Here is a 22,236-nt window from a genome sequence, read left to right on the forward strand (position 1 = left end):
GCAACTGCGGGTGGATGAGGGTGCGCTCTTGCTCACCGGTGGTGCTAGGGCGCGTATCGAGTCGAGATCAAGCGGTTTGCGTGAGGTCCTTGATCCAGATCATGGAGGCGCGGAGATGAAGGCCAGCGAGGTAGCTCTCGGGGGTCTTGTCGTAGCGGGTGGCGATACCCCGCCAGGCTTTCAACTTGTTGATCAGGCGCTCGACGGTGTTCCTCTCCTTGTAGAGGTCGGCATCGTGCCCGACGGGTCGGCCGCCCCTGCTGCCTTTCTTCTTCCGGTTCGCGGCCTGGTCTTTCTTCTCCGGGATGACCGCCTTGATCTGGCGTTTACGCAGGTAGGTGCGGTTTCCTCGGGACGAGTACGCCTTGTCTCCGGCGACCGCGCCGGGCCGAGTGCGGGGACGGCCGACCGGCCCGCGGACCCGCACCTTGGCCAGCACGGGGATGAACTGCGGGCCGTCGGCGGCCTGCCCCGCGGTCAGGACAAGCCCGAGTGGGCGGCACTTCCGGTCAGCGGCAAAGTGGATCTTGCTGGTCTGCCCGCCGCGCGAGCGCCCGAGCAGGGCAACCTTCAGCCGGAGTCTGCGCCGCCGCCGGATGCGGCGCCGTTCCTCCCGCTTGGGGTCGTTGCCGGCGGCCTGCCCGGCTTGTCCTTCTGGCACGCCCCTTTTTGCCGGGCCTTCTCCTCCTCGACGGCGGCCTTCTCCAGAGCGCTGAGAACGTCGTCATCAAGGTGCATCCCGGCGGCGTCGTGGTGGGCGCGGGCGGTGGTGGAGTCCACGCTGACCAGGGACAAATCCACCTCGCCCCGCTCAGCGGCCTGTGCGATCAGGCCCTCCAGCAAGGCCTCGAAGACACCGGCGTCCCGCCACTGCCGGAAGCGGTTATGGACAGTGGGCCAAGCCCCGAACTCCGCTGGCATCTCCCGCCATTGCCCGCCCGTCTTGAACCGCCAGATCACGCCCTCGAACTGCTGCCGAAGCCGCTCTGGATACGGGCCGTACCTGCCGATCGGCAGGTACGGCCCGATGAACTTCCACTCCTCGTCCGTCAGTTGTGCTCGTGTCACGCAAGAAGATCTACCGGTCCGGGCCCCGCCGCGAGAGCGAACCGCAGATCGATCACGATGCGAACTGCGCCCTGGAGCACCCCGGACACTGCAACGACTTCGCGATGTCCTCGGCGCCCGAAATAGCTGATCCGGCACAGCCGGTGTCAGGACCAGGCGATCTCGCCATGGCGGGAGACGAAGCGTCCGCTGCCGGCGCCGGGCTCCTCGGTGGCGAGGGCGACGATCGCGTCCGTGCCCTCGGTGACGGTTTGGGAGCCGCTGTGACCGTTGAGGTCGGTCGCGGTGTAGCCGGGGTCGGCGGCGTTGACGCGGATGCCCTTGAGCCCCTTGGCGTACTGCGTGGTCAACATCGTCAGCGCCGCCTTGGAGGAGGTGTACAGCGGCGCGACGACGTGCGACTCGGGTCGGCCGGGGTCGTGGGTGAGGGCGAGGGAGCCCATGCCGCTGCTGACGTTGACGATCACAGGGTCGTCCGAGCGGCGCAGCAACGGCAAGAACGCGGTGGTGGTGCGGACGACGCCGATGACGTTGACGTCGAGGACGGCGCGGGCGTCGGCGGCAGTGAGGTCGCTGGGGTCGCCGACGGGGCCGTGGACACCAGCATTGTTGATCAGGACGTCGATGCTGCCCTCGTGTTCGGCGACGTTCGCGGCCGCGGCGGCCACGGACGCGTCGTCGGTCACGTCGATGGGGACGTAGCGTGCGCCAAGCGCAGCGGCGGCCTCCTCGCCCTGCTCGCGATTGCGCGCTCCGACGAGCACGGTGTGGCCACACTCGATCAGGCGACGGGCGGTCTCGCGGCCGAGACCCTTGTTGGCTCCGGTGATGAAGGTAATTGTCATGCGCTCGATGCTGATCCCGACGAGGGAGGCGGACCAGGGACGCTTCGACGGTAGGAAGACCAGTACCACCCTCGCGCCCACATGCACGACCCGGGATGCAGGAGGATGGAGGTCATGTCGGCGACACCCGGAACCGGACTGGGCGTGATGATCCGCACGTGGCGGGACCGGCTGCCCCCGTCGGCCGCCGGGCTGCCGGTGGCCCGCGGACGCCGGACGGCCGGGCTGCGCCGCGAGGAACTGGCTGACCTGGCCGGAGTATCGGTCGACTACGTCGTGCGCCTGGAGCAGGGGCGGGCCACCACACCCTCAGCGTCGGTGGTGGCGTCCCTGGCGCGCGCCCTGCAGCTGTCCACCGCCGAGCGGGACCACCTTTACCGACTGGCCCAGCTCGTACCGCCGGTGGACGGCACGATCTCTGCCCATCTCCCGCCCGGCGTGCAACGGGTGCTCGCCCGCCTCGGGGACGTGGCGGTCGCCGTGTTTGCGGCGGACTGGCAACTGGTGTGGTGGAACCGCGGGTGGGCCGCCCTGCTGGGCGACCCCTCCGCCTCGCCGCCACGGCTGCGCAACTTCGCCCGCGACAGGTTCCCGGTGGACGCCGGCCCCGCCCGCCTCGCGCTGTGGCCAGTGGCCGAGGCGGACCCCAACGCCACCGACGCAGCCGTCGTCTCCGACCTGCGCCGCGCCACCGGCCGCTTCCCCCAGGACAGCCGTTTGGCCGCGCTGATCCGCGATCTGAATGCGGGCAACAGGAGGTTCGCCGAGCTGTGGACGACCGGAGAGGTGGCCGCGCACCGCGAGGACCACAAGACCATCGACCACCCGTCGGTGGGCCCGGTCACGGTGGACTGCGACGTCCTGACCGACGGCGACTCCGAGCTCAAGATCGTCATCATGACCGCCGTACCCGGCAGCGAGGACGAGACCAAGCTTCGGCTCACCGCCATCGCCGACCCACCGGCCACCACACGCAACTGATCTGACCTACGTGTCGATCGACCGGCCGCATGTGCGTGGCGAGCGCCGAATCACGACACCGATCTCTACAAGGAGAGGAACACCGCCGAGCGCCTGATCAACAAGCTCAATGCCTGGCTGGGCATCGCCGAATTCCTCAATGATCTGGATCGAAGACCTCACACCGGACCACCGACGATCACAACTCGATACGCGCCCTAGGACTTGCCGCCTCCATCGGTACACCGGCGCCGCGAGCGATCCGGACGAACACCTCGGTCACGACGGCCCCGGAGCGTGACGAGACCGGGTGATCACTTTCGGGTGAAGGGGCCGGAACGGGACACAGCGTCTGCGGCCTGCCTACGATGATGCTCTCGACACCAGCCCCTAGGAGGCACGCGATGTCCGCTGCATCCGTCGAGCAGCCCTTCGACGATGATGAGCCGTTCTCCCTCACGGCCATCGCCGACGAGATCATGGAGCGCCATCCGGGCTACCGCGTCGAGATCATCGGAGGCCACCTCCTCGTGACCCCATCACCGGATGCCCCGCACGCCTTCGTCCTCACCGACCTCATGGTTCCCTTCCTCGCCGCTGGACTGCATGGCGAGGAAACCAAGGTCGGCCAGAACGTCGGCCTCTGGCTGCCCACCGGCGCCGAGGACTACGCCATCCCCGACCTCGTGGTGGTGGAATCCGACATCGAAGACCACCTCGTCGAGAACAACGCCTACGACCCGGTCTGCTTCCGCCTCGTCCTGGAGGTGACCTCCGGCAACTGGCGCGACGACCTGAAGACCAAGGTCGCCGCTTATGCCGAGGCGAAGGTGCCGGTCTACGTCGTAGTCGACCGCAAGCACCAGCGCCTCCACGTACTCACCGAGCCGGCCGGGAGCGCTTACAACAGCCATCGCGTACACGCTCCCGGCGAGACCGTTACGCTGCCTGCCACAATCGGCGCCGAAGTCGCCCTCGACGTGGAGCAGCTCATCAAGGCCGGGCAGAAGAAGGCCAATTGACCGCGTCCATGTGCCCCTACGCCACCCACCCGTAGTCGCACCCTCGGCTCATACCGAGGGTGCGACTACGGGTGGGTGGGGCTACCTGATCCGTCACCGGCGGTGCTGGGCAAGGCGCCGGGCCAGTACGGGAATGATCACGGCGGCGGCGACCACGTGGGACACGGCCAGGACGATCTGGGTGGACGTGGCGGTGTGCGGGGCGGCGGCCGGGCCGGCCATGGACAGCGCGGTGAGTGCGACGGTGATCACCACGAAGGTACGGGCGGGCCGCTTGGCCCAGCGGGCGAGAACCACCGCGAGAACGATCCCGGCGATCGACCAGAACACCACGCCCCCGGCAAAGCCGCCCACCGGAATCTCCGCGGCCTCCTTGGCCCCTGGGCTGGCCGCGTCCATCGATACGCCGGCGCCGCGAGCGATCAGCGCGAACACCTCGGTCACGACAGCACCGGCGAGGGTGGCCAGAACACCGACCAGCCACACGGGCCGCGTGGCGAGGGACCGGGTCGAGGAAGGGGAGGACTGGGCGATGGTCTGGGTCTGGGGCGTGGTCGCGGTCATGGCTCTGTCTCCTGTTTGTCGTACGGGAGTTGGTGCCTTTCGTAGATGTAGACCGAGGAGCGCCACAGAACTGAGCGGTGACGGGGGGACCTTTTCAGAAGGGCGGGGAAACAACGCTCAACAACCCCGCCGCCCCCGCCAGTCCCCGCCCTCGATGAGCTTGCCGCGCGCCCGCAGTCGAGCCTCCACCGCAGGCGCAGCCACGTACACCCAGGCCTGGACACTCGTGCCGTCCCCGAGCACCACGTCGCGGGCCACGCGCTCGTACAAGTTGCGAGGGTCACCCGGCGCGTAGTCCTCCAACCGGTCGAGGGCGAGGAGGAGTTGCCCGTACTGCTCGGGGACGGAAGTGATCAGCTCGCCGCACACCACACCCCCGGCTTCCTCCACGGCGTACGGATAGCCGGGACCCTCGTACAGCACCGCCCCCGGCAGCCGTCCCGGCACCTCGGAAACGGTGCGGCCGAGGAGGAAGAGGTCGTGGTTGGGCTCGCCGGGCCGCAGCGTTCCGTACACGAAGAAGGGCAGACGGCTCACCCCGCCGTCTCCCGCTCCAGCCACTCCAGATACGCCGCACTCCCCCGCACCACCGGCGTGGCGATGATCTCCGGCGTGTCATAGTCGTGCGCCTTGCGCAGATACGCCTCCAACTCCGCATACCGCGTGTCCGTCGTCTTGAACAGCACCTGCCACTCGGACGCGGTCTCGATCTCTCCCTTCCACCGGTAGACGGACGTGACCGGCCCGGAGATCTGCGCGCACGCGGCGACGCGCGCCGCGACCGCGCCCCGCGCGAGGGCGTCCGCCTTCTCCGGGGCGTCCGTCGTGGTCAGGACGGTGAGCCAGTCGGCCATGGTCATGATCGATCTCCTTTCCAGACCTTCGCAGAACGATTCTCACTCCTCACACGTACGGTGGCCTCGGCTTACGTCCGGGGCGACGGCCGTACGTCGGGAAACGCGGGCGTCACACGGGCGTCCGTCCCGGCGTCCTCCATGACCTTGCTGATCTCGATGACCGAGAAGTCGATCTCCCCCTCAGCAACCATCCGCCGCATCCGTTCCACCGCCGCCGCACGCCGCTGCCGGACGCCGATCTCCTCGGAGCCGAGACCCTCGCTCACAGCCCGGGAACGAGCCTGACCACGGTCACGGTCAGCACGGATCCCGAGACGTAGTAGAGAACGAGGGCACCGAGGACGGTCGCCTCCCGCCGGTCTCGCTCGCCCCTGACGGCGGTCGATCCGTGGCCGTACGGATCTCGGCCGATGGTCCGCCCCATGGCATCCCTGAACGCTTCGGCATTCCGCATCTTGGCCAGGGTGTCGTCGGCGGGCGGCGCGTAGCTGATGCGGTAGCTCAAGCGACGCCCCGCCTCTCGGCCTCATCCGCGGCGAGCCGTGCCAGCAGCGCGTCGGCCTCCGGGTCGGGCACGGCCTCCAGCATCCAGTGCCGCATGACGGCGTGGATGTCATGCACGCCGGCCTCGTTCACAGCGCGGTCGAACTCCTCGCGCCGCCCTTCCGGGAGAGCGGCGCGGATGTCGGGGATGCTGTTGGGCACCTCGACCTCGACACCGTTGACGAAGGTCTTCAGCGGTTCGGCCATCGTCGTCCTCCTATGGAGCCGGGATTCGCTGGGCTCACGGTAGTGGGTGGAGGCCGCCTGGCGTACTACGTCCAGCTCGCACCATACGGACTTGCCGACCTTCAGCTCGGACACGCCCCACCGGTCGGCGATCTCCCTGACGATCAGCAGCCCGCGCCCGAACATGTCGTCCGCGGCCGCCTCTCGAAGGCTCGGCTGCACCTCGCCCTTCGGGTCGGAGACGGAGACGCGTACGGCTCGCTCGGTGAGGGTGAGTTCCACCCGGAAAAGCCGGTCGCGCAGGCACCCGTGCAGTACGGCGTTACCGCCCAGCTCGGACACCAACAGGGCTGTGTCTGCGGCGAGTTCGGGGTGACCCCAGTCGGTGAGGAGGCGGTGGGCGCGACGGCGGGCGAGGGTGACGCTTTTGGGGAGCGGGGTGTAGTCAAGACGGTCGTACTGGAGCTGGGCTCCGTCAGACTTTTCAGGCTCTTCGGGGGCGACCATGTCGCTCACCTCCGGGCAGGGTTGAGCAGCGCCATGCATCAACTGGCGCCACTCTGCGAGCAGTTCGTCACCGACGGTAGGGGCAGTACATCATTGCTCGCAAGTTCCTCTTGGAGGATTTCCTCCGATTGAGGTTTGCTTGGCTGACACGCACCGCGCCAGACTGACGGCGCAACAACGCCAGGAGGAGCACCAACGTGACCGCGAGCCAGTCGATGCAGGGCAACAGCACCTCCACCGTCCTGGGGCGTCGACTGGGCGGTGAACTCATCAAGTTGCGCATCGCCACCGGTATGACACAGACCCACGCGGCCAAGGCCCTCACGGCGTCCACCACGAAGATCGCGAAAATGGAGCGCGGCTGGGTACCCATGCGCGACCCGGATGTCCGTGCCCTGTGCGAGCTGTACGGAGTTCACGACCCCGGTACCGTCGGAGGGCTCCTGGAGCTCGCGAAGGTCGATCGTGAGCGTCGTAAAGCCAGGGGCTGGTGGGACGACTACACAATCCGCGGCGTCATGCAGGAGTACGTCACCCTGGAGAGCGCCGCAACGACGATCAAGGTGTGGCAACCCGCGTTCGTCCCTGGACTGCTTCAAACCGCCGAATATGTACGAGCTCTGCGCAGCAACCCCATCACGTCAGCGGCCACGAACAGGCAGTCCGACGAGGAGTTCGTCGCTGCACGGCTCGCACGGCAACAGCGCCTCTCGGAGGACCCACCCCTCTCGCTGCGGACTGTGATCTACGAGGCAGTGCTCCGGAACTTCCCTGGCGGAACGGAAGAGGCGCGCAGGCAACTCGACCACCTGGCGCAGATGGCCGACTTGCCGAACGTCGGTCTCCAGATCTTCCCGTTCAGTGCAGGCACGCACTTCGGCTTGAACGGCTCGTTCAACATCATCTCGTTCGCCGAGCCCGGAGCCATGGACATCGTCTACGTGGAGGCCCCCTTCGCTCAGCGGTGGGTGGAAGGCGGAGAGGGCGCTGCTGCCTACGATGAGCTGTTCGAGATGATCGCCGAACGCTCCCTCGACCAACGAGAGTCCGTGCTGTTCCTCCACAAGCTCCGTAAGGAACTGTGACCGTGCCTGAATTCCAGTACTGCAAGTCCACCTATAGCGACCCCGAAGCCGAGTGCGTCGAAATAGCCACCAACATCCCCACCACCATCGCCATACGCGACTCGAAGAACCCCACCGGCCCGTCCCTCCACGTCCGCCCTGCCACCTGGACGGCCTTCCGAACAGCCCTGCTTACAAAGAGGTTGACGACCGGAACGGCACACTGACTTGGTGGGTCAGCGCACGGGAAACACGCTCTGCACGAAGGTTCGGGCTTCCCGGATGCGTTGCCCCCATTCCGCGGGCTGCAGCAGATGGCCTGTCTGACCGAACTCATCGCCATTCCGGCTCGCGCGAAGATCAGCTGACGCGATACTTGCCGAACACGTGCAGCACCCCCGCGATCAGGAACTTTCCGCGGCCACCCAACACCCCGTAGATCTCGACGAAAGCGTCTCTCGAATCCGGCACTGCCGCGATCCGCAGGGTGAACGTGCGTCGGCCGGCCAGCCGGTGGCTGTACCACTCATCACGCTCGATGTCCGTTTCCGGCAGGGCCGCCTCGACGACCTCCCATTCGGAGTCCCCGAAGTCGTGCTCGGCGAAGTACGCCAACACCTCGCACAGGGGCCGTAGGTTCTCGCCGTGGATCCGCCGCTTGGCCATGGCGCGGGTCTCGCCGACCGAATGGGCGTGGACACCGTCCCAGACTCCCAGGCGCACGAGCCGGCGCTGGCGGCCCCTTTCGATCCGGGCGAACATCGCCAACAATCCGCCGAGCAGCACGCCGATGCCCAGCGCGGGCAGAACGTCTCCATCGAGGAGGAGGATGAAGAGGCCCCACCACAAGATCCCTGCCACAAGCCAGACGACGAGTGGCCGCCTCGCTGCGAACATCTGAGACCTGGTCGGAGGCCGCTGTCCTCCGAGGACGCGGTCGACAGCCCAGAAGGCACGCGCCAGATCCCCACCCTTGATCGGCATGGCGGGATCGTAGCCCGTCCTCTGCAGAAAGTAGGCCCATGGCGAGCGCATGCAGGTACGGACCCGCCCCACGGGCACATGACCGCGGACTCCTGAACGCCCCGGCGTGCACTGAACTTCCTTTCCGAGCCCGCCGTGGCCGAGATGGTCAGGGGCGTCCGACCGGGCGGCCTGGTCGCGGCGTATGTGTGGGACTACGCCGGGGGCATGGGTTTCCTGCGCCGGTTCTGGGAGGCCGCCGTCAAGGTGGAGCCGTCCGCAGCCGCACTGGACGAAGGCCGCAGGTTCCCTCTGTGCCGTCCGGAGGCGTTGCACACGGTGTGGGCCGACGCGGGACTCGTCGATGTGTCGACCGTCCCGATCGAAGTGCCCACCGTCTTCGCCGACTTCGACGACCTGTGGAAGCCCTTCCTGGCGGGGCAGGGTCCTGCACCTGGCTACGTGGCCACCCTCGCCCCCGCCGACCGGGACCGGCTGCGTGACGTGTTCAGTGCGGCTGTCCCCCGGAGGCCGGACGGTTCCATCGCGCTCACCGCCCGAGCCTGGGCGGTGAGCGGCCGCAGACCGGTCCGCGCCGAGGTGAGCCAGGCGCTGTCCCAGCAATAGCCGTCGGGCCGGTCCTCGCCACGACGCTTGCCGTTCCGCACGGTGCCGCTCCCGGGCAGTCGGAGGCCCACGACGGATCACGCGAACGCCGGCATGATCCCGTCGTGGATCAGGCGGAGCTGGATGTTCACGTCGGCCACCTCCGGGAGGTGGCGGCCGGTGAAGGACTTGACGAGGGTGCGGTCGGTGATAGCGCAGATCATGTGGTTCACGCCGGTTGGGGCGATCTCCCGCTGGATCTTCTCCAGGCATTCCTCGGGGGTGCCCGCTATGGAGAGGCGTTCGGCGATTTCCGGCGTCGTCAGCTCGATGCCTCGGGGCAGGTCGCCAGCGGCTATGGCGTCGATGATCGGTTTGAGCTCGCCAGGGTCGACGCCGTTGCGGCGTAGCTGTTCCTCGGGCATCGAGGAGGCGTAGATGCCGACCATGCTGCGGGCCGCGTCCTTGGCGGCGGCGGAGTCGGGGCCGGTGGCGAAGACGACCCAGGCGCCGATGTCCAGGGACTGCCAGTCCTTGCCGGCGCGTTCCGCTCCGGCCCGGATGTGCCGCACCGCGTACTCGTACGCCTCGCGGGTGTAGCTCAGCGCGTGATGGCAGCCGTCGGACAACTCGCCTGCCGCTTCGAAGGACTTGGGCCCGCGCATCGCTCCGAGCTTCAGCGGCACCCGGCTCTGGACCGGTCGCGCGAAGGTGAACAGGCCTTCGTACGAGAAGAATTCGCCGTCGTACGAGATCGTCCCCTCGTCCAGCAGCGTGCGCACCACATGCAGCGCCTCCTTGACCCGGGACAGCGGGCGGATGCGGGCCCAGTCGATGCCGTACTGGGCCAGGAGCCCGAAGTTGCCGCTGGACAGCACGGCCTCCGCGCGGCCGTCGGAGAGTTCGTCGAGGGTGGCCACGGCCTGGGCGATCAGGGTCGGTTCGCGGAGTGTGACCGGGGAGACGCTCGGGCCCAGGCGGATTCGGCTGGTCCGGCCGGCGGCCGCGGCGAAGAGCAGCCATAAGTCCTTGTGCCAGGTCTCGTCGGCGGCGTAGCAGGCGTGGAAGCCGAGTTCGTCGGCGAGTTTGATGGAGTCCAGTGACTCCGTGAGGGGGTAGTCGGGGAGCATCGCATAGCTGAACTTCACGAGTGTCACCTTCCGAAGAGGGGACCGCGGTCAGTACGGGTGTCCTCACCAGGCTAGGAAAACGGCGCCCAACTCTCCAGCGTGCCAAGCAAGTTGTAGAGCCATCCCCACATTTGAGGAGTCGACGCAGCGGGATGGCTGCGCCTACGCCTCCTCCAGTGCCTCCACCCTGAAGCCCGCCTCCGTCAGTACCGTCGCCGCCACCCCGCGGCCGACCCGGCCGAGGCCCGTCAGCAGGTGGTCGCAGTCGATGAGGGCGGCGCCCGCTTGTTCTTCCGCCAGGGCGATGGCCTTGCGGGAGTAGGGAGTCCAGGCGATCCGTTCGGCGGCTTGTGAGGCGCCCATGCTCAGGTGGGCCTCGACCGAACGGTGTACGGCATCGGGGGCGACACCGGACGCCTCAAGGAGCCGGGTGGCGTTGTTGGGCATCGCGGTGAGGCCCCACAACAGGTGCTCGGTGCCTATGTAGTTGTTGCGGTGCTGCACCGCGGCCCGCTTGACGTGGGCCATCGCCTCGCGGAGGCCGTCGGTCATCGTGTCGGGGGCGTATCGCTTGTGGGGGGCGTGGAAGCGCTGCTGCACCGCCTGCCGGGTCACGCCCAGGGCGGCGCCGATGTCGGTCCACGAGCAGCCGTGCATCCGGCAGTGTTCGACGTAGTCCTCGACCAAGTCGTCCGCCAGGGCCTGCAGTTGGCCCGAGAGCTGCGCGGCCACGGTCAGCAGGGCGAGCCAGTCGGGCTGCTCCGTGCCGCTGCCGGGCCGGTGTGCGGTGTCGCAGGTGCGGTCCACTTCCGCGATGAGTTCGTCCAGGTCTGGAAGAGTCATGAGGCAAGTGCGCCTTGACAATCCCGAACTGTCAAGGCGCACTTGCCTCTCTCCTCGGCGCGAGGGGCGAATACTCGCCACCCGCCGCCGGACGGCATGTCCGCCGTCATGCGGTTACGGCGACAGCGTCACCCCGCGTACGGTCGCACCGCCTTCGCTTCCCTCAACGTCCGCCCCCACCACACCAGTTGGTCCAGCATCCCCTTCGCGGCGGCGTCCGGAGCCGCCGGATCCCTGTGGCGGCCCTCGTCGTCGAAGTGGGCGCCCGCGTTGTGGAAGGAGACCGTGTCGCGGACGGTGACGGCGTGGAGTTCGGCGAAGACCTGGCGGAGGTGTTCGACGGCGCGGAGGCCGCCGGAGAGTCCGCCGTACGAGACGAAGGCGACGGGCTTGGCGCGCCACTCGGTGTAGTGCCAGTCGATGAGGTTCTTCAGGGGGGCCGGGAACGAGTGGTTGTACTCGGGAGTGAGGACCACGAACGCGTCGGCGCCGGCGAGCGTCGGCCCGATCTTGGCGAGCTCGGCGGTCACCTCGGCGGACGGCGAGTAGGACAGGGCCGTCGGCAGTCGTACGTCGGCGGTGTCGACGACGTCGGCCTCGATGTCGTCGCGCTCGCGGATCCGGCTCAGCAGCCAGTCGGCGATCACGGGTCCGAAGCGGCCCTCACGGTTGCTGCCGATGATCAGGCCGAGATGGACGGGTTCGTCCGTAGCGGAGTTCTTGGGGTTCGTGGAGTTCATGGGGACAGGCTCATATCTCAACCAAAGTTGAGGTCAAGTCCCGACCGGACCACCCGATCGAGCCACTCGACCGAACCACCGGTGGAGCCGTTCCCGAGCCGTCACCCGAGCCTTCGTCCGAGAGGCCGGTCACCCGTTCACACCCGCCCCCCACACCCCGCCGATACTTTTTACGCGTACGCCCGTGACCTGCTGAAACGCCCTGGGTGCGTCGGCCGGTGCACCCGCCCGACACCCGTTCTGACGCCTCATCAGGAGGCGTGTCGGGCCGACTGCCACTTACCTCGACAGAGCAGGGGTGCAACCGAGGCGGAGGAGCGAGCACGATGCGAACAGGCCGTCTGCTGACCGGTACCGCGTTGGCTCTCGCCGCCGCGGGCCTCCCCGTCGCGCCCGCGTACGCCTACGCGTTCGGCGAGGACACCGGCGCGCTGGAGGTGTACCCGTCGACCGTCGCACCCGGCGCCGAGGTCACGGTGAACACGGCGAAGTGCGGTGCGGACGGCGCGATGAAGGGGGACGCGAGCGCGGTGGGCGCGGGCGCCTTCACGCTGACGCCCAGCACGCACGAGCGGAACGCGGTCGGGCGGTTCCGGGTGCCGCCGTCCGCACAGCCCGGAACGTACGAGATCGTCGCGCGCTGTTCCAGCGGTACGCGGCTGACGGGGGACCTGAGGGTCGCGCTGGCCCCCAGGGCGGGGGCCGAGAAGGCGGCCGACGAACAGACGCACCCGAGAGGAAGCGTGAAGACGGGGGTCGGTGGCCCACTCGGCCCCGACCCCGTACAGACCGCGGCGGGAGTGGCGGCACTCGCCGTCGCCGCCGCGGGCGGTACCTGGCTCCTGCATCGCCGGGCGAGAGGCGACGGGATCTGACGGACACCTCCGCTGTCCACCGGTACCGCCGTCCCCTCCCCCTCCGGGTCCGACGCCCCTCGCGGCCCGGAGGGGGAAGCGGGACGCATCTCTTGTTTCAGAGGGGGCGTACGTGCACAGGTTCAGCAATGCCGCCATAGCCGCCGTGACGGTGGTGGCCTTCGGATCGGGTGCGTGGCTGGTGCGCAGTGGCGCCGAGGCGCACGCCCCGCCGCAGCCGTCTGCTGCGCAGAGCCGCGCGGACGCCCATGCCGACCGGCCCGCGGCCACCCCGCTCCCGCCCTCCCTTCCCGACCGCGTCCGCATCCCGTCCATCCGGGTGGACGCCCCTCTCACGGGCCTCGGCCTCACCCCGCAAGGCGGCCTCGACGTGCCGCCGGCATCGCGGCGGAATCTCGCGGGCTGGTACGCGGGTGGCGCCACCCCGGGCGAGCGGGGCACCGCGATCGTCGTCGGCCATGTCGACAACGCGGACGGGCCCGCCGTCTTCTTCCGCCTCGGCGCGCTGGAGAAGGCCGACACGATCGAGATCTCGCGGCGGGACGGCACGGTCGCCGTCTTCTCCGTCGACGCGGTCGAGGTGTACGACGCCCACGACTTTCCGGACGAGAAGGTGTACGGGGCCTCTCACGAGGCGGAGCTGCGCGTGATCACGTGCGGGGGCGGCTACTCGGAGGCCACGGGCTATCGGGGCAACGTGGTGGTGTTCGCCCACCTGGCCTCCGGCGGGTAGGTGGGAGGGGTTCTCTTCCCCAGCCCCGCCCCTTCCCGGCTGTATCAATTTGCGGCTCCGCCGCGTGAGGGGGCTGCGCCCCCAGGCCCTCCGCCAGGGGGTGGGGTGACATGTCGTATCGCGACTGCGGGTGCGTCGTGGCTGGTCGCGCAGTTCCCCGCGCCCCTGAAAAGCAAAAGCCTGCGGCTGCCCGCGCCCCGAAGACCCCCGCGTCCCGGGAAAGCCCGCACCCCGATGAAACCCGCGCTCTTCCTCCGGCGGGAGGGGTCGTGGGCCGGTGCGTCGTATGCCCGTCGCTTAGCTTCGGTCTCGGAGAACCCGCACCGTGTACCAGGCCAGGGCCGTATGCCCGCCCTGCGACGGGCTGACGCACCGGCCCACGACCCCGCACCCACCACCCACCCAGGGGCGCGGGGAACGGCGCGAGCAACCACAACGAACCCGCACCCGCCAAAAAACCCTCACACCCCGAACCCCGCCCCGCTGAGCGCAGCGTTCCTCGCGGGAAACAGTTGTGATGCGGCCGGGTAACACCGGCACCGCACGCTCGTCACCATGACCTCGAATACGCGTGTGGTGGTGATCGGCGCCGGCCTCGCGGGCGTACGGCTCGCCCGGCGGCTCGGCGAGCTCGGGCTGCCCGCCGTGCTCATCGGTGAGGAGGAGCACACCCCGTACAACCGGGTCCTGCTCGCCGAAGTGCTGGCCGGGCGGTACGCCCCCGACGTGATCGCCCTGCCCGCGCCCGCGGAGCTGATGCGCGCCCGGGTCACCGGCATCGACCGCGCCGAGCGGCAGGTGCACTGCTCGGACGGCTCGGTGATCGCATACGACACGCTGGTCCTGGCGACCGGGTCGAACGCGAAGCTGCCGCCCTTGCGGGGGCTCTTCACCGCGGACCACATGCTGCCGGAAGGTGTGCATGCCTTCCGCACAATGGACGACTGCCTCGGGCTGTCCAAGGCCGTGCGCCCGAACGCCCGCGCCGTCGTCATCGGCGGCGGTCTGCTCGGCGTCTCGGCCGCCCGCGCGCTCGCCGCGCGCGGCGCGCAGGTCGTGCTCGCGCAGCAGGCCGAGCGGCTGATGGAACGCCAGCTCGACCCGTCCGCCTCGAAGTTGGTGCTCCGGCACCTGAAGGACCTGGGCGTCGAGGTGCACACCGAGTGCCGGGTACGGGACGTGCGCTGCGTCGGCGGAGCCGTCCGCTCGGTCGAGCTGGCCGACGGGTACGCGCTCGACGCCGACCTGGTGGTGCTGACCTGTGGCGTGCACCCGCGCGTGGGCCTCGCCCAGGACGCGGGGCTCGCCGTGCACAAGGGCGTCATCGTCGACGACGAACTGCGTACGTCCGACCCGCACATCCGGGCGATCGGCGACTGCGCGCAGCACGCGGGCACCGTCTACGGTCTCGCGACGCCCGCTCTCGAACAGGCCGAAGCGCTGGCCGAGCTGCTGGCGACGGGCGAGGGCGCCGCGCGCTACACCGGCACCCGCGCCCTCACCCGCCTGACCCTCGCCTCCGGCACCCCGCTCGACCTCGCCGCCTTCGGCGAGCCCACCCCGCAGCCCGGTGACGACGTCATCCAGCTCGCCGACGCGACTCGCGGCACCTACCGCAAGGTCGTCGTCCGCAACGACCGCGTGGTCGGCGGCGTACTCGTCGGCGAACTCGGCACCGTAGGCGCGCTCGCCCGTGCCTGGGAGGGAGCAGAGCCGCTCCCCGAGACCGGCCCTCTGCTCCACCTGCTCACCAACGATGGAGGCTCCTGATGTCCACGACCCCCACGATCGTGCTCGTCGGCCACGGCATGGTCGGCCAGCGCTTCCTCGAAGCGCTCGCCGAGCGCGGCCTGACCGCCACGCACCGCGTGGTCGTGCTGTGCGAGGAGCCGCGGCCGGCGTACGACCGCGTCCAGCTGACCTCGTACTTCTCGGGCAAGACGCCCGAGGACCTCTCGATGACCGACATGGCGTTCATCGAGAAGGAGGGCATCGAGCTGTACGTCGGCGACCCGGCCGAGACCATCGACCGTGAAGCCCGCAGGGTGACCGCCCGCTCCGGTCTTGTCGTCGACTACGACGTCCTCGTCATGGCCACCGGTTCGTACCCGTTCGTGCCGCCGGTCCCGAACAAGGACGCCGAGGGCTGCTTCGTCTACCGCACGATCGAGGACCTCCTCGCGATCGAGGAGTACGCGAAGAAGGCGACGACCGGCGCGGTGGTCGGCGGCGGTCTGCTCGGCCTGGAGGCCGCGGGCGCGCTGAAGGGTCTCGGGCTCACCGCCCACATCGTGGAGTTCGCGCCGCGCCTGATGCCGGTGCAGGTCGACGAGGGTGGTGGCGCCGCCCTGCTGCGCACCATCGCGGACATGGGCCTGTCCGTCCACACGGGCGTGGGCACGCAGGAGATCGTGACCGACGACTCGGGCGCCGTCACGGGCATGAAGCTGTCCGACGGCTCCGAACTGGCCACCGACATGGTGGTGTTCAGCGCCGGTGTCCGCCCCCGCGACCAGCTCGCCCGCGACTGCGGGCTGACGGTCGGCGAGCGCGGCGGCATCTCGGTCGACGAGCAGTGCCGTACGGTCTCCGACCCGCACGTCTTCGCGATCGGCGAGTGCGCGCTGGCCTCCGACGGCAAGGTGTACGGCCTGGTGGCGCCCGGCTACGAGCAGGCCGAGACCGTGGCCGCGACGATCGCGGCGGACGAAGCCTCCTTCACCGGTGCCGACATGTCGACCAAGCTGAAGCTGCTCGGCGTGGACGTGGCTTCCTTCGGTGACGCGCACGGCGCGACCGAGGACTGCCTGGACGTCGTGTACGCGGACTCCCGCTCCGGCACGTACAAGAAGCTGGTCATCGGCCGCGACGGCGAGCTGCTCGGCGGCATCCTGGTCGGCGACGCGGACGCGTACGGCACGCTGCGCGCACTGACCGGTTCCGTACCGCCCGTCTCCCCCGAGCAGCTGGTGCTTCCGGCGGGCTCGGCCGGCGGCGCCCAGCTCGGCCCGTCCGCGCTGCCCGACGAGGCGGTCATCTGCTCCTGCCACAACGTCACCAAGGGCACGATCCGCGGCGCGGTCACCGACCACCAGTGCACGACCGTGCCCGAGGTCAAGAAGTGCACCAAGGCCGGTACGGGCTGCGGCAGTTGCGTCAAGGTCCTCGGCCAGCTCGTCAACGCCGAGCTGGAGGCCAGCGGCGTCGAGGTCGACAAGGGCCTGTGCGGCTGCTTCTCGCAGACCCGCGAGGAGCTGTACGAGATCGTCCTCGCCCTGCGCATCAACAAGTACCAGGACCTGCTGGACCGTTACGGCCGTGAGACCGCCCGCGGCGGCGACGGCTGCGAGATCTGCAAGCCGACGGTCGGCTCGATCATCGCCTCCCTGGCCCCGACGATCGGCGCGAGCGGCTACGTACTGGAGGGCGAGCAGGCGGCCTTGCAGGACAGCAACGACCACTTCCTCGCCAACCTGCAGAAGAACGGCTCGTACTCGATCGTGCCGCGCATCCCGGGCGGTGAGATCACCCCGGAGAAGCTCATTGTCATCGGGGAGGTGGCGCGCGACTTCGGCCTCTACACGAAGATCACCGGCGGCCAGCGCATCGACATGTTCGGCGCACGCGTCGAACAACTCCCGCTGATCTGGGCCCGGTTGGTGGACGCGGGCTTCGAGTCCGGTCACGCGTACGGAAAGGCGCTGCGTACGGTGAAGTCGTGCGTCGGCCAGACCTGGTGCCGTTACGGCGTCCAGGACTCCGTACGCATGGCGATCGATCTGGAGCTGCGCTACCGGGGGCTGCGTTCCCCGCACAAGCTGAAGTCGGCGGTCTCCGGCTGCCAGCGCGAGTGCGCCGAGGCCCAGTCGAAGGACTTCGGCGTGATCGCCACGGCCAACGGCTGGAACCTGTACGTGGCCGGCAACGGCGGCGCCACCCCGCGCCACGCGGACCTGCTCGCGCAGGACCTCTCCGACGCCGAACTGATCCGTCTGATCGACCGTTTCCTGATGTTCTACATCCGCACGGCCGACCGCCTCGAGCGCACCTCGACCTGGCTGGAGCGGATCCCCGGCGGCCTGGACCACGTACGCGACGTGGTCGTGGACGACTCCTTGGGCATCTGCGAGGAGCTGGAGTCCCTGATGGCCGCGCATGTCGCGAACTACCGCGACGAGTGGGCCGAGACCATCAACGACCCGGAGAAGCTGTCCCGCTTCGTCTCCTTCGTGAACGCGCCGGACACCCCCGACCCCGTCGTCGGCTTCGTCCCCGAGCGCGACCAGATCAAGCCCGACCTGCCGCTGCTGACCATCGGCACCCGTCCCCTGGAAGGAAGCGCCCAGCGATGACTCTCGCACCCGAGACGACGACCCTGAAGGTCCAGCTTCGCGTCGACGACGCGGCGGACGACTGGTTCACGGTCTGCGACATCAGCGCGCTGATGCCCGGCCGCGGGGTGGCGGCCCTGCTCCCCGACGGCCGCCAGGTCGCCCTCTTCCAGGACCGCGCGGGCCGCCTGTACGCCATCGACAACCGCGACCCGTTCAGTGGCGCCGCCGTCCTCTCCCGCGGCCTCATCGGCTCCCACCAGGGCCGCCCGTTCGTGGCCTCGCCCCTGCTCAAGCAGCGCTTCGAGCTGGAGTCGGGGCGGTGCCTGGACGACGATGCGGTGACGGTGGCGACGTACGAGGTGCGTACGTCCTGACGCCTCTCACACCTTCAAGGCGTCGTACGTCACTCCCGTGAGCCGTTCCGATTCCGCCCAGAGGCGTTCCCCCGCCGTGTCGTTGAGCGTCCACTTGGCGCGGCGGGACTTGGCGGGTGAGCCACGCCAGTCGGCGAACGAGGGGCCGGTGAAGGAGTCGGGTTCGACGCCGGGTGCGGTGGCCGCGTACAGGATGGGCCGGGCGCCGGCTTCGGCGGACTGGGCGAAGAAGCGGTTGCCGATCTGCATGAACAGTTCGGCGGCCTTGCGGCGCTCCATCCTGGGGCCCTTGGTCTGCAGGTTCGTGGCCGCGTAGCCGGGGTGGGCGGCGGCCGCCACGACGTCCGAGCCGGTCGCGCCGAGGCGGCGGGCGAGTTCGTGCGTGAAGAGCAGGTTGGCCGTCTTGGAGCGGGAGTAGGCGAGCCAACGATTGTAGCGGCGCTCGCTGTTGAGGTCGTTGATGTCGATGTTGGCCACCGAGTGCATGGTGCTGGACACGGTGACGATCCGCGCGCCCGGCGTCTTCAGGAGCAGCGGCAGCAGGAGCCCGGTGAGCGCGAAGTGCCCGAGGTGGTTGACACCGAACTGGGTCTCGAAGCCGTCCACTGTGCGCCCGTGGGGCAGGGCCATCACACCCGCGTTGTTGATGAGCAGATCGAGCCGCTCGTGACCGTAGGACGTCGCGAACTCCCGTACAGATTCCAGGTGTCCGAGGTCGAGGGCCCTCAACTCGACCTGCGCGTCAGGGATTTCCCCAAGAATCCGGTCGCGAGCGCGGGCCCCCCGCTCCTCACTCCGGCAGGCGAGCACCACATGGGCCCCACGCCGGGCCAGCTCACGCGAGGTGGCCAGCCCGAGCCCACTGTTGGCACCGGTCACGACGGCGATGCGCCCGCCCTGGTCAGGGATGTCCTGCACACTCCAGCCGGCCATGACGGCTCCCTCTCGCTGTGCCCTGAGGACCCTCTCAACTCCGCATGAGACGTACGGTTTCAGGTTAGCGGCGGTTCCGCTTTTCTTCATGGGCTGGTTGGTGGCGGGCATGCACTCTGCGTAAGGGGTGAACACGTTCCCGGAAAGTGTCCACCCCCTACGCATGTGGTGCCCAGCAGAGGGGTTGACCGGCTGACTCAGACCCGGTCGGTCGTCGGCCTGCCGCGGCGGAACAGGGGCATGACGGGCGGCGGGGGCGTGCCGGGCATGGGCTCCGTGTCCAGGTAGAACCACTCGGCCGTTGGGCCCGGGACAGGGGCCGGATCCGCTGACCGATCAGCGGTGGCTCGGTCGTGGGACGGATCGGTGAGCGGGTCGGCGTCCTGGGCGCGGTCCGTGGTCCAGGGGCGGCCGGTGTCCCATGCCTGGTCGGGGTCCCATGCCTGGCCGGTTTCCCACGCCTGGTCGGGGTCCCGTGCCCGGTCGGTGCCCCACGCCTGGTCGGGATCCCAGGTCGCAGGTCCGTCCAGAGCCAGGTTCGTTGCCCGGCCAGGGGCGGCGTCCCGGGCCGAGCCGGTGGACCCGTCCGCTTCCCAAGCGGGGCCGCTGGAGGAGTCCGCTTCCCAGGCCCGGTTCGTAACCCTCTCCCTCTCCCACGCCGGGCTCGCCGCCCCGACGGAGGTCGAAGCCTCTCCCCATGCCCGGTTCGCTTCCCCGTCAGGTGCGGCAGGGACCGAGGCAAGCACCCGCTCCCTCTCCGAATCAGGGCCCGGCGCCGATGCCGACGCCGAGACCCCGGCGGCAGCCGCCACCTCCGGCTCCGGCGACGGCGGCACCTTCGCCCCCGCCCCCGTAACCGCCGGCCCCGGCATGAGCAACTCCACCCGCAACCCCGCCCCCCGATGCTGCGCGACGAACTCGTCGATCTGGCTGCGGCAGGCATGGTCCAGGTGGGTCACTCCCGTGAGGTCGAGACGGATACGGGGCTTGCCGGAGGCAGCCGCGGACTCGAGGGCGTCGATCAGGCGCGGCAGGCGCAGGAACGTGGCGTTGCCCGCCATGACCACCTTCGCCGTGTCGTTGTCGATGTGCTGCCGGACGACCGTCTGCGACATCCGCAGCGCCGCCAGGATCACACCGGCCGCGAGGCCGATCAGTACGCCCTCAAGCAGCGCCGTGGCCACGATGACCAGCGTCGTGGTGGTCATCACCGCGAACTCGCCGCGGTCCTGCCGCCACATCTTCGGGAACTCCTCGGGCGCGAACAGCTTCCACCCGCTGTGGACGAGGACACCCGCGAGCACCGAGATCGGGATCAGCGCGAGCACCTGCGGCAGCAGCAGCGCGAAGGCGAGCAGCCACAGGCCGTGCAGCGTACGGGAGAGCCGGGTCTTGGCCCCGGCCTGCACATTGGCCGAGCTGCGGGCCACGACCGCCGTGATGGGCAGCGCTCCGAGGATGCCGGCCACCGTGTTTCCGGCGCCCTGGGCGATGAGTTCGGTGTTGTAGCGGGTGCGCGGGCCGTTGTGCATCCGGTCCACGGCCGCCGCGGTGAACAGGCTCTCCGCCGAGGCGATGACCGTGAAGGTGAGGATCGCGGTGATGATCCCGGCGTTGGCCAGGCCCGCGAACTGCTCCGCACCCGGCACCTGTACGGAAGCCAGCAGGTTGCCCACCTGGAGCGTCTTCACGTCCACGCCCGGCAGCGAGGCCACCCCGATACCGATGCCCACGGCCACGAGCGCCGCCGGGACCTTCTTCACCGGCCCCGGCATCTTCTTCCACACGAAGCTGAGCACGATCGTCACGATGCCGAGCAGCGCCGCGATCCCCGCCTGGGGGTTCGCCAGGGTGTCCACGACAAGGCCGGGAACTCCGGCGATGTTCTCGATCGGCATGCCGGGCGCCTTGGCGTCGGCCATCGGGTACGCCTGGCTGAACATCAGCGGCAGTCCGATCCCGGCGAGCATCCCCTGGACGACGGCAAGGGAGATCGCCTGGAACATGCGGCCGAGCCTGACCATCCCCAGAATGATCTGCAGGATGCCGGAGAAGAGAACGATCACGCCGAGCATGGCGACGCCGAACTCCATCACCGTCTCCGCGACCAGCGCGGCGAGCCCGGCGGCCGGCCCGCTGACCTGGAGCGTGCTGCCCCGGGCCGCCCCGACCACCAGCCCGCCGATGACCCCGGAGATGATCCCCAGCTCGGCGGGCACCCCGGACGCCACGGCCACCCCAATGCACAGCGGCAACGCGACGAGGAACACGACGAGCGAGGCGGTGATCTCGGTGGCGAAGTCCACGCCACCGCCACTGCCGCTCCCCTTGCGCAGGTCGGGAGGACCGGCAGATCCTTCCTCGGTACTTCGGGAGCCCGGAGGAGTCTGAGGCTTCTGTTCGCGCGCCCGCCGCGCATGCTGCCCGCTCATGACGCGTGCACCCGGAACAGACCGTCCTCGTCCAGCTCCTGGACCTGGCCGGTGTCGATCTCGTAGTACCAGCCGTGCAGCCGTAGCCGCCCGGAGTCCAGGAGTTGACGGGCCGTCGGGTACTCGCGCAGCGCGGCCAACTGGTTGCGCACGTTCATCTGCACGACCTCCCGCAGAGCCGGGTCCTCGGGCTCGACGGCGTCCCCGAGCAGCGAGGTGAGCCCCGGCCGGGCGAGGTCGAGCCAGGCGTCCACCCGCGGCAGCCCGGACAGATCCGCGCCGCGCTTCAGCGCTCCCATGGCGCCGCAGTGGGAATGACCACACACCACGACGTCCTGAACGCCGAGCACCTCCAGTGCGTACTCGATGGTGGCGGCCTCGCCGGAGGCCGCTCCGTGCTCATCGTGCGGCGGCACGATATTGCCCGCATTGCGCAGCTCGAATATCTCGCCGGGCCTTGCGCCGGTGATCAGAGCGGGTATCACCCGCGAGTCCGAGCAGGTGATGAACAGCGCTTCCGGAAATTGACCTTCGGCCAGCTTCCGGTATTCACCGCTCTCGAAGTCGACCCGGCGCTTGAACGACCGGGCGCGATCCAGCAATGCCTTCACGTTTCCTCCCTCAAACCTATTCTGACCTGGCCTTATGAACCGTAGG

General features: G+C 69.4%; 23 protein-coding genes and 4 pseudogenes. 11 read left to right on the forward strand and 16 right to left on the reverse strand.

Features of this window, described 5'->3' with window-relative positions; translation table 11 throughout:
* Nucleotides 1–67: 67 nt before the first annotated feature.
* Nucleotides 68–1,068, reverse strand: a pseudogene (locus IEZ21_RS00145) (IS5 family transposase).
* A 146-nt stretch (nucleotides 1,069–1,214) separates the two neighbouring features.
* Nucleotides 1,215–1,913 (reverse strand): SDR family NAD(P)-dependent oxidoreductase, encoded by a 699-nt coding sequence (locus tag IEZ21_RS00150; protein WP_189319862.1) that lies wholly within the window; start codon nucleotides 1,911–1,913, stop codon nucleotides 1,215–1,217.
* 114 nt (nucleotides 1,914–2,027) lie between these two features.
* Between IEZ21_RS00150 and IEZ21_RS00155 the strand changes: the two genes are divergently transcribed.
* The 3 genes and pseudogenes from IEZ21_RS00155 to IEZ21_RS00160 all read left to right on the forward strand — a co-directional run bounded on the left by IEZ21_RS00155 (nucleotide 2,028) and on the right by IEZ21_RS00160 (nucleotide 3,895).
* On the forward strand, nucleotides 2,028–2,894 hold the full coding sequence (locus IEZ21_RS00155; RefSeq protein WP_373302136.1) for a helix-turn-helix transcriptional regulator: 867 nt from the start codon (nucleotides 2,028–2,030) through the stop codon (nucleotides 2,892–2,894).
* Nucleotides 2,895–2,933: 39 nt separating this feature from the next.
* Nucleotides 2,934–3,023, forward strand: a pseudogene (locus tag IEZ21_RS49085) (IS5/IS1182 family transposase); the annotation flags it as partial.
* A gap of 254 nt (nucleotides 3,024–3,277) precedes the next feature.
* The gene (locus tag IEZ21_RS00160; protein WP_189319864.1) at nucleotides 3,278–3,895 is read left to right on the forward strand and encodes a Uma2 family endonuclease; all 618 of its coding nucleotides are present in this window, start codon (nucleotides 3,278–3,280) and stop codon (nucleotides 3,893–3,895) included.
* A gap of 93 nt (nucleotides 3,896–3,988) precedes the next feature.
* On the opposite strand, the gene IEZ21_RS00165 is transcribed toward IEZ21_RS00160, so the two are convergent.
* The 7 genes and pseudogenes from IEZ21_RS00165 to IEZ21_RS00195 all read right to left on the reverse strand — a co-directional run.
* Complete coding sequence (locus IEZ21_RS00165) at nucleotides 3,989–4,459, reverse strand: DUF6069 family protein (RefSeq protein WP_189319865.1); 471 nt, start codon at nucleotides 4,457–4,459, stop codon at nucleotides 3,989–3,991.
* Nucleotides 4,460–4,576: 117 nt separating this feature from the next.
* The gene (locus IEZ21_RS00170; protein WP_189319866.1) at nucleotides 4,577–4,996 is read right to left on the reverse strand and encodes a gamma-glutamylcyclotransferase family protein; all 420 of its coding nucleotides are present in this window, start codon (nucleotides 4,994–4,996) and stop codon (nucleotides 4,577–4,579) included.
* Complete coding sequence (gene cutA / locus IEZ21_RS00175; RefSeq protein ID WP_189319867.1) at nucleotides 4,993–5,319, reverse strand: divalent-cation tolerance protein CutA; 327 nt, start codon at nucleotides 5,317–5,319, stop codon at nucleotides 4,993–4,995. The genes IEZ21_RS00170 and cutA overlap by 4 nt, the downstream gene beginning before the upstream one ends.
* A 65-nt stretch (nucleotides 5,320–5,384) precedes the next feature.
* Nucleotides 5,385–5,582, reverse strand: a complete 198-nt coding sequence (locus IEZ21_RS00180) for a hypothetical protein (protein WP_189319868.1) — start codon at nucleotides 5,580–5,582, stop codon at nucleotides 5,385–5,387.
* Complete coding sequence (locus IEZ21_RS00185) at nucleotides 5,579–5,821, reverse strand: hypothetical protein (protein WP_189319869.1); 243 nt, start codon at nucleotides 5,819–5,821, stop codon at nucleotides 5,579–5,581. The genes IEZ21_RS00180 and IEZ21_RS00185 overlap by 4 nt, the downstream gene beginning before the upstream one ends.
* The gene (locus IEZ21_RS00190) at nucleotides 5,818–6,066 is read right to left on the reverse strand and encodes a hypothetical protein (protein WP_078491826.1); all 249 of its coding nucleotides are present in this window, start codon (nucleotides 6,064–6,066) and stop codon (nucleotides 5,818–5,820) included. The genes IEZ21_RS00185 and IEZ21_RS00190 overlap by 4 nt, the downstream gene beginning before the upstream one ends.
* A 99-nt stretch (nucleotides 6,067–6,165) precedes the next feature.
* A pseudogene (locus IEZ21_RS00195) lies at nucleotides 6,166–6,591 on the reverse strand (ATP-binding protein); the annotation flags it as partial.
* Nucleotides 6,592–6,749: 158 nt separating this feature from the next.
* On the opposite strand from IEZ21_RS00195, the gene IEZ21_RS00200 reads away from it, so the two are divergent.
* Together IEZ21_RS00200 and IEZ21_RS00205 are read left to right on the forward strand one after the other, a co-directional pair.
* Entirely contained in the window at nucleotides 6,750–7,637 is an 888-nt protein-coding gene (locus IEZ21_RS00200) for a helix-turn-helix domain-containing protein (protein ID WP_246567161.1), read from the forward strand.
* Nucleotides 7,638–7,639: 2 nt separating this feature from the next.
* The gene (locus IEZ21_RS00205; protein WP_189319870.1) at nucleotides 7,640–7,843 is read left to right on the forward strand and encodes a DUF397 domain-containing protein; all 204 of its coding nucleotides are present in this window, start codon (nucleotides 7,640–7,642) and stop codon (nucleotides 7,841–7,843) included.
* Nucleotides 7,844–7,976: 133 nt separating this feature from the next.
* Here the strand turns inward: IEZ21_RS00205 and IEZ21_RS00210 are convergent, their stop codons facing one another.
* A complete protein-coding gene (locus IEZ21_RS00210; protein ID WP_189319871.1) occupies nucleotides 7,977–8,600 on the reverse strand; it encodes a hypothetical protein in 624 nt (207 codons plus the stop codon).
* A 135-nt stretch (nucleotides 8,601–8,735) separates the two neighbouring features.
* On the opposite strand from IEZ21_RS00210, the gene IEZ21_RS00215 reads away from it, so the two are divergent.
* Complete coding sequence (locus tag IEZ21_RS00215; RefSeq protein WP_246567163.1) at nucleotides 8,736–9,206, forward strand: hypothetical protein; 471 nt, start codon at nucleotides 8,736–8,738, stop codon at nucleotides 9,204–9,206.
* 77 nt (nucleotides 9,207–9,283) lie between these two features.
* On the opposite strand, the gene IEZ21_RS00220 is transcribed toward IEZ21_RS00215, so the two are convergent.
* The 3 genes from IEZ21_RS00220 to IEZ21_RS00230 form a co-directional block, all read right to left on the reverse strand.
* A complete protein-coding gene (locus tag IEZ21_RS00220; RefSeq protein ID WP_189319872.1) occupies nucleotides 9,284–10,333 on the reverse strand; it encodes an LLM class flavin-dependent oxidoreductase in 1,050 nt (349 codons plus the stop codon).
* 144 nt (nucleotides 10,334–10,477) lie between these two features.
* Nucleotides 10,478–11,158 (reverse strand): Clp protease N-terminal domain-containing protein, encoded by a 681-nt coding sequence (locus tag IEZ21_RS00225; RefSeq protein WP_246567165.1) that lies wholly within the window; start codon nucleotides 11,156–11,158, stop codon nucleotides 10,478–10,480.
* A gap of 128 nt (nucleotides 11,159–11,286) precedes the next feature.
* Nucleotides 11,287–11,898, reverse strand: coding sequence for an NADPH-dependent FMN reductase (locus tag IEZ21_RS00230; protein ID WP_189319873.1), 612 nt, complete (start codon nucleotides 11,896–11,898; stop codon nucleotides 11,287–11,289).
* Between the two features lie 326 nt (nucleotides 11,899–12,224).
* On the opposite strand from IEZ21_RS00230, the gene IEZ21_RS00235 reads away from it, so the two are divergent.
* From IEZ21_RS00235 to nirD, 5 genes are all read left to right on the forward strand, one after another.
* Entirely contained in the window at nucleotides 12,225–12,773 is a 549-nt protein-coding gene (locus IEZ21_RS00235; protein WP_189319874.1) for a hypothetical protein, read from the forward strand.
* A 112-nt stretch (nucleotides 12,774–12,885) separates the two neighbouring features.
* Nucleotides 12,886–13,506 carry a class F sortase gene (locus IEZ21_RS00240; protein WP_189319875.1) on the forward strand — a complete coding sequence of 207 codons (621 nt, stop codon included), beginning with the start codon at nucleotides 12,886–12,888 and terminating at the stop codon, nucleotides 13,504–13,506.
* Nucleotides 13,507–14,061: 555 nt separating this feature from the next.
* Nucleotides 14,062–15,276 (forward strand): NAD(P)/FAD-dependent oxidoreductase, encoded by a 1,215-nt coding sequence (locus IEZ21_RS00245; protein ID WP_189319876.1) that lies wholly within the window; start codon nucleotides 14,062–14,064, stop codon nucleotides 15,274–15,276.
* The gene (nirB, locus tag IEZ21_RS00250; protein ID WP_033320890.1) at nucleotides 15,276–17,858 is read left to right on the forward strand and encodes a nitrite reductase large subunit NirB; all 2,583 of its coding nucleotides are present in this window, start codon (nucleotides 15,276–15,278) and stop codon (nucleotides 17,856–17,858) included. Before IEZ21_RS00245 ends, nirB begins: the two co-directional genes overlap by 1 nt.
* Entirely contained in the window at nucleotides 17,855–18,214 is a 360-nt protein-coding gene (nirD, locus tag IEZ21_RS00255; RefSeq protein WP_189319877.1) for a nitrite reductase small subunit NirD, read from the forward strand. Before nirB ends, nirD begins: the two co-directional genes overlap by 4 nt.
* A 6-nt stretch (nucleotides 18,215–18,220) precedes the next feature.
* On the opposite strand, the gene IEZ21_RS00260 is transcribed toward nirD, so the two are convergent.
* The 3 genes and pseudogenes from IEZ21_RS00260 to IEZ21_RS00270 form a co-directional block, all read right to left on the reverse strand.
* Entirely contained in the window at nucleotides 18,221–19,147 is a 927-nt protein-coding gene (locus IEZ21_RS00260; RefSeq protein ID WP_189319878.1) for an oxidoreductase, read from the reverse strand.
* Between the two features lie 815 nt (nucleotides 19,148–19,962).
* Nucleotides 19,963–21,579: pseudogene (locus IEZ21_RS00265) on the reverse strand (SulP family inorganic anion transporter); the annotation flags it as partial.
* Complete coding sequence (locus tag IEZ21_RS00270) at nucleotides 21,576–22,190, reverse strand: carbonic anhydrase (protein WP_189319880.1); 615 nt, start codon at nucleotides 22,188–22,190, stop codon at nucleotides 21,576–21,578. The gene IEZ21_RS00270 and the pseudogene IEZ21_RS00265, both read right to left, overlap by 4 nt.
* Nucleotides 22,191–22,236 lie beyond the last annotated feature (46 nt).

Origin of the sequence: Streptomyces flaveus (assembly GCF_014647675.1) — a bacterium.
GTDB classification, from domain to species: Bacteria; Actinomycetota; Actinomycetes; order Streptomycetales; family Streptomycetaceae; genus Streptomyces; species Streptomyces flaveus.

Bases quoted from the DNA above. Each gene is read 5' to 3' on its own strand.
- IEZ21_RS00230 (WP_189319873.1), bottom strand. From the start codon at position 11,898: ATGAACTCCACGAACCCCAAGAACTCCGCTACGGACGAACCCGTCCAT.
- IEZ21_RS00235 (WP_189319874.1), top strand. From the start codon at position 12,225: ATGCGAACAGGCCGTCTGCTGACCGGTACCGCGTTGGCTCTCGCCGCC.
- IEZ21_RS00165 (WP_189319865.1), bottom strand. From the start codon at position 4,459: ATGACCGCGACCACGCCCCAGACCCAGACCATCGCCCAGTCCTCCCCT.
- IEZ21_RS00155 (WP_373302136.1), top strand. From the start codon at position 2,028: ATGTCGGCGACACCCGGAACCGGACTGGGCGTGATGATCCGCACGTGG.
- nirB (WP_033320890.1), top strand. From the start codon at position 15,276: ATGTCCACGACCCCCACGATCGTGCTCGTCGGCCACGGCATGGTCGGC.
- IEZ21_RS00260 (WP_189319878.1), bottom strand. From the start codon at position 19,147: ATGGCCGGCTGGAGTGTGCAGGACATCCCTGACCAGGGCGGGCGCATC.
- IEZ21_RS00225 (WP_246567165.1), bottom strand. From the start codon at position 11,158: ATGACTCTTCCAGACCTGGACGAACTCATCGCGGAAGTGGACCGCACC.
- nirD (WP_189319877.1), top strand. From the start codon at position 17,855: ATGACTCTCGCACCCGAGACGACGACCCTGAAGGTCCAGCTTCGCGTC.
- IEZ21_RS00160 (WP_189319864.1), top strand. From the start codon at position 3,278: ATGTCCGCTGCATCCGTCGAGCAGCCCTTCGACGATGATGAGCCGTTC.
- IEZ21_RS00245 (WP_189319876.1), top strand. From the start codon at position 14,062: ATGACCTCGAATACGCGTGTGGTGGTGATCGGCGCCGGCCTCGCGGGC.
- cutA (WP_189319867.1), bottom strand. From the start codon at position 5,319: ATGACCATGGCCGACTGGCTCACCGTCCTGACCACGACGGACGCCCCG.
- IEZ21_RS00190 (WP_078491826.1), bottom strand. From the start codon at position 6,066: ATGGCCGAACCGCTGAAGACCTTCGTCAACGGTGTCGAGGTCGAGGTG.
- IEZ21_RS00210 (WP_189319871.1), bottom strand. From the start codon at position 8,600: ATGCCGATCAAGGGTGGGGATCTGGCGCGTGCCTTCTGGGCTGTCGAC.
- IEZ21_RS00150 (WP_189319862.1), bottom strand. From the start codon at position 1,913: ATGACAATTACCTTCATCACCGGAGCCAACAAGGGTCTCGGCCGCGAG.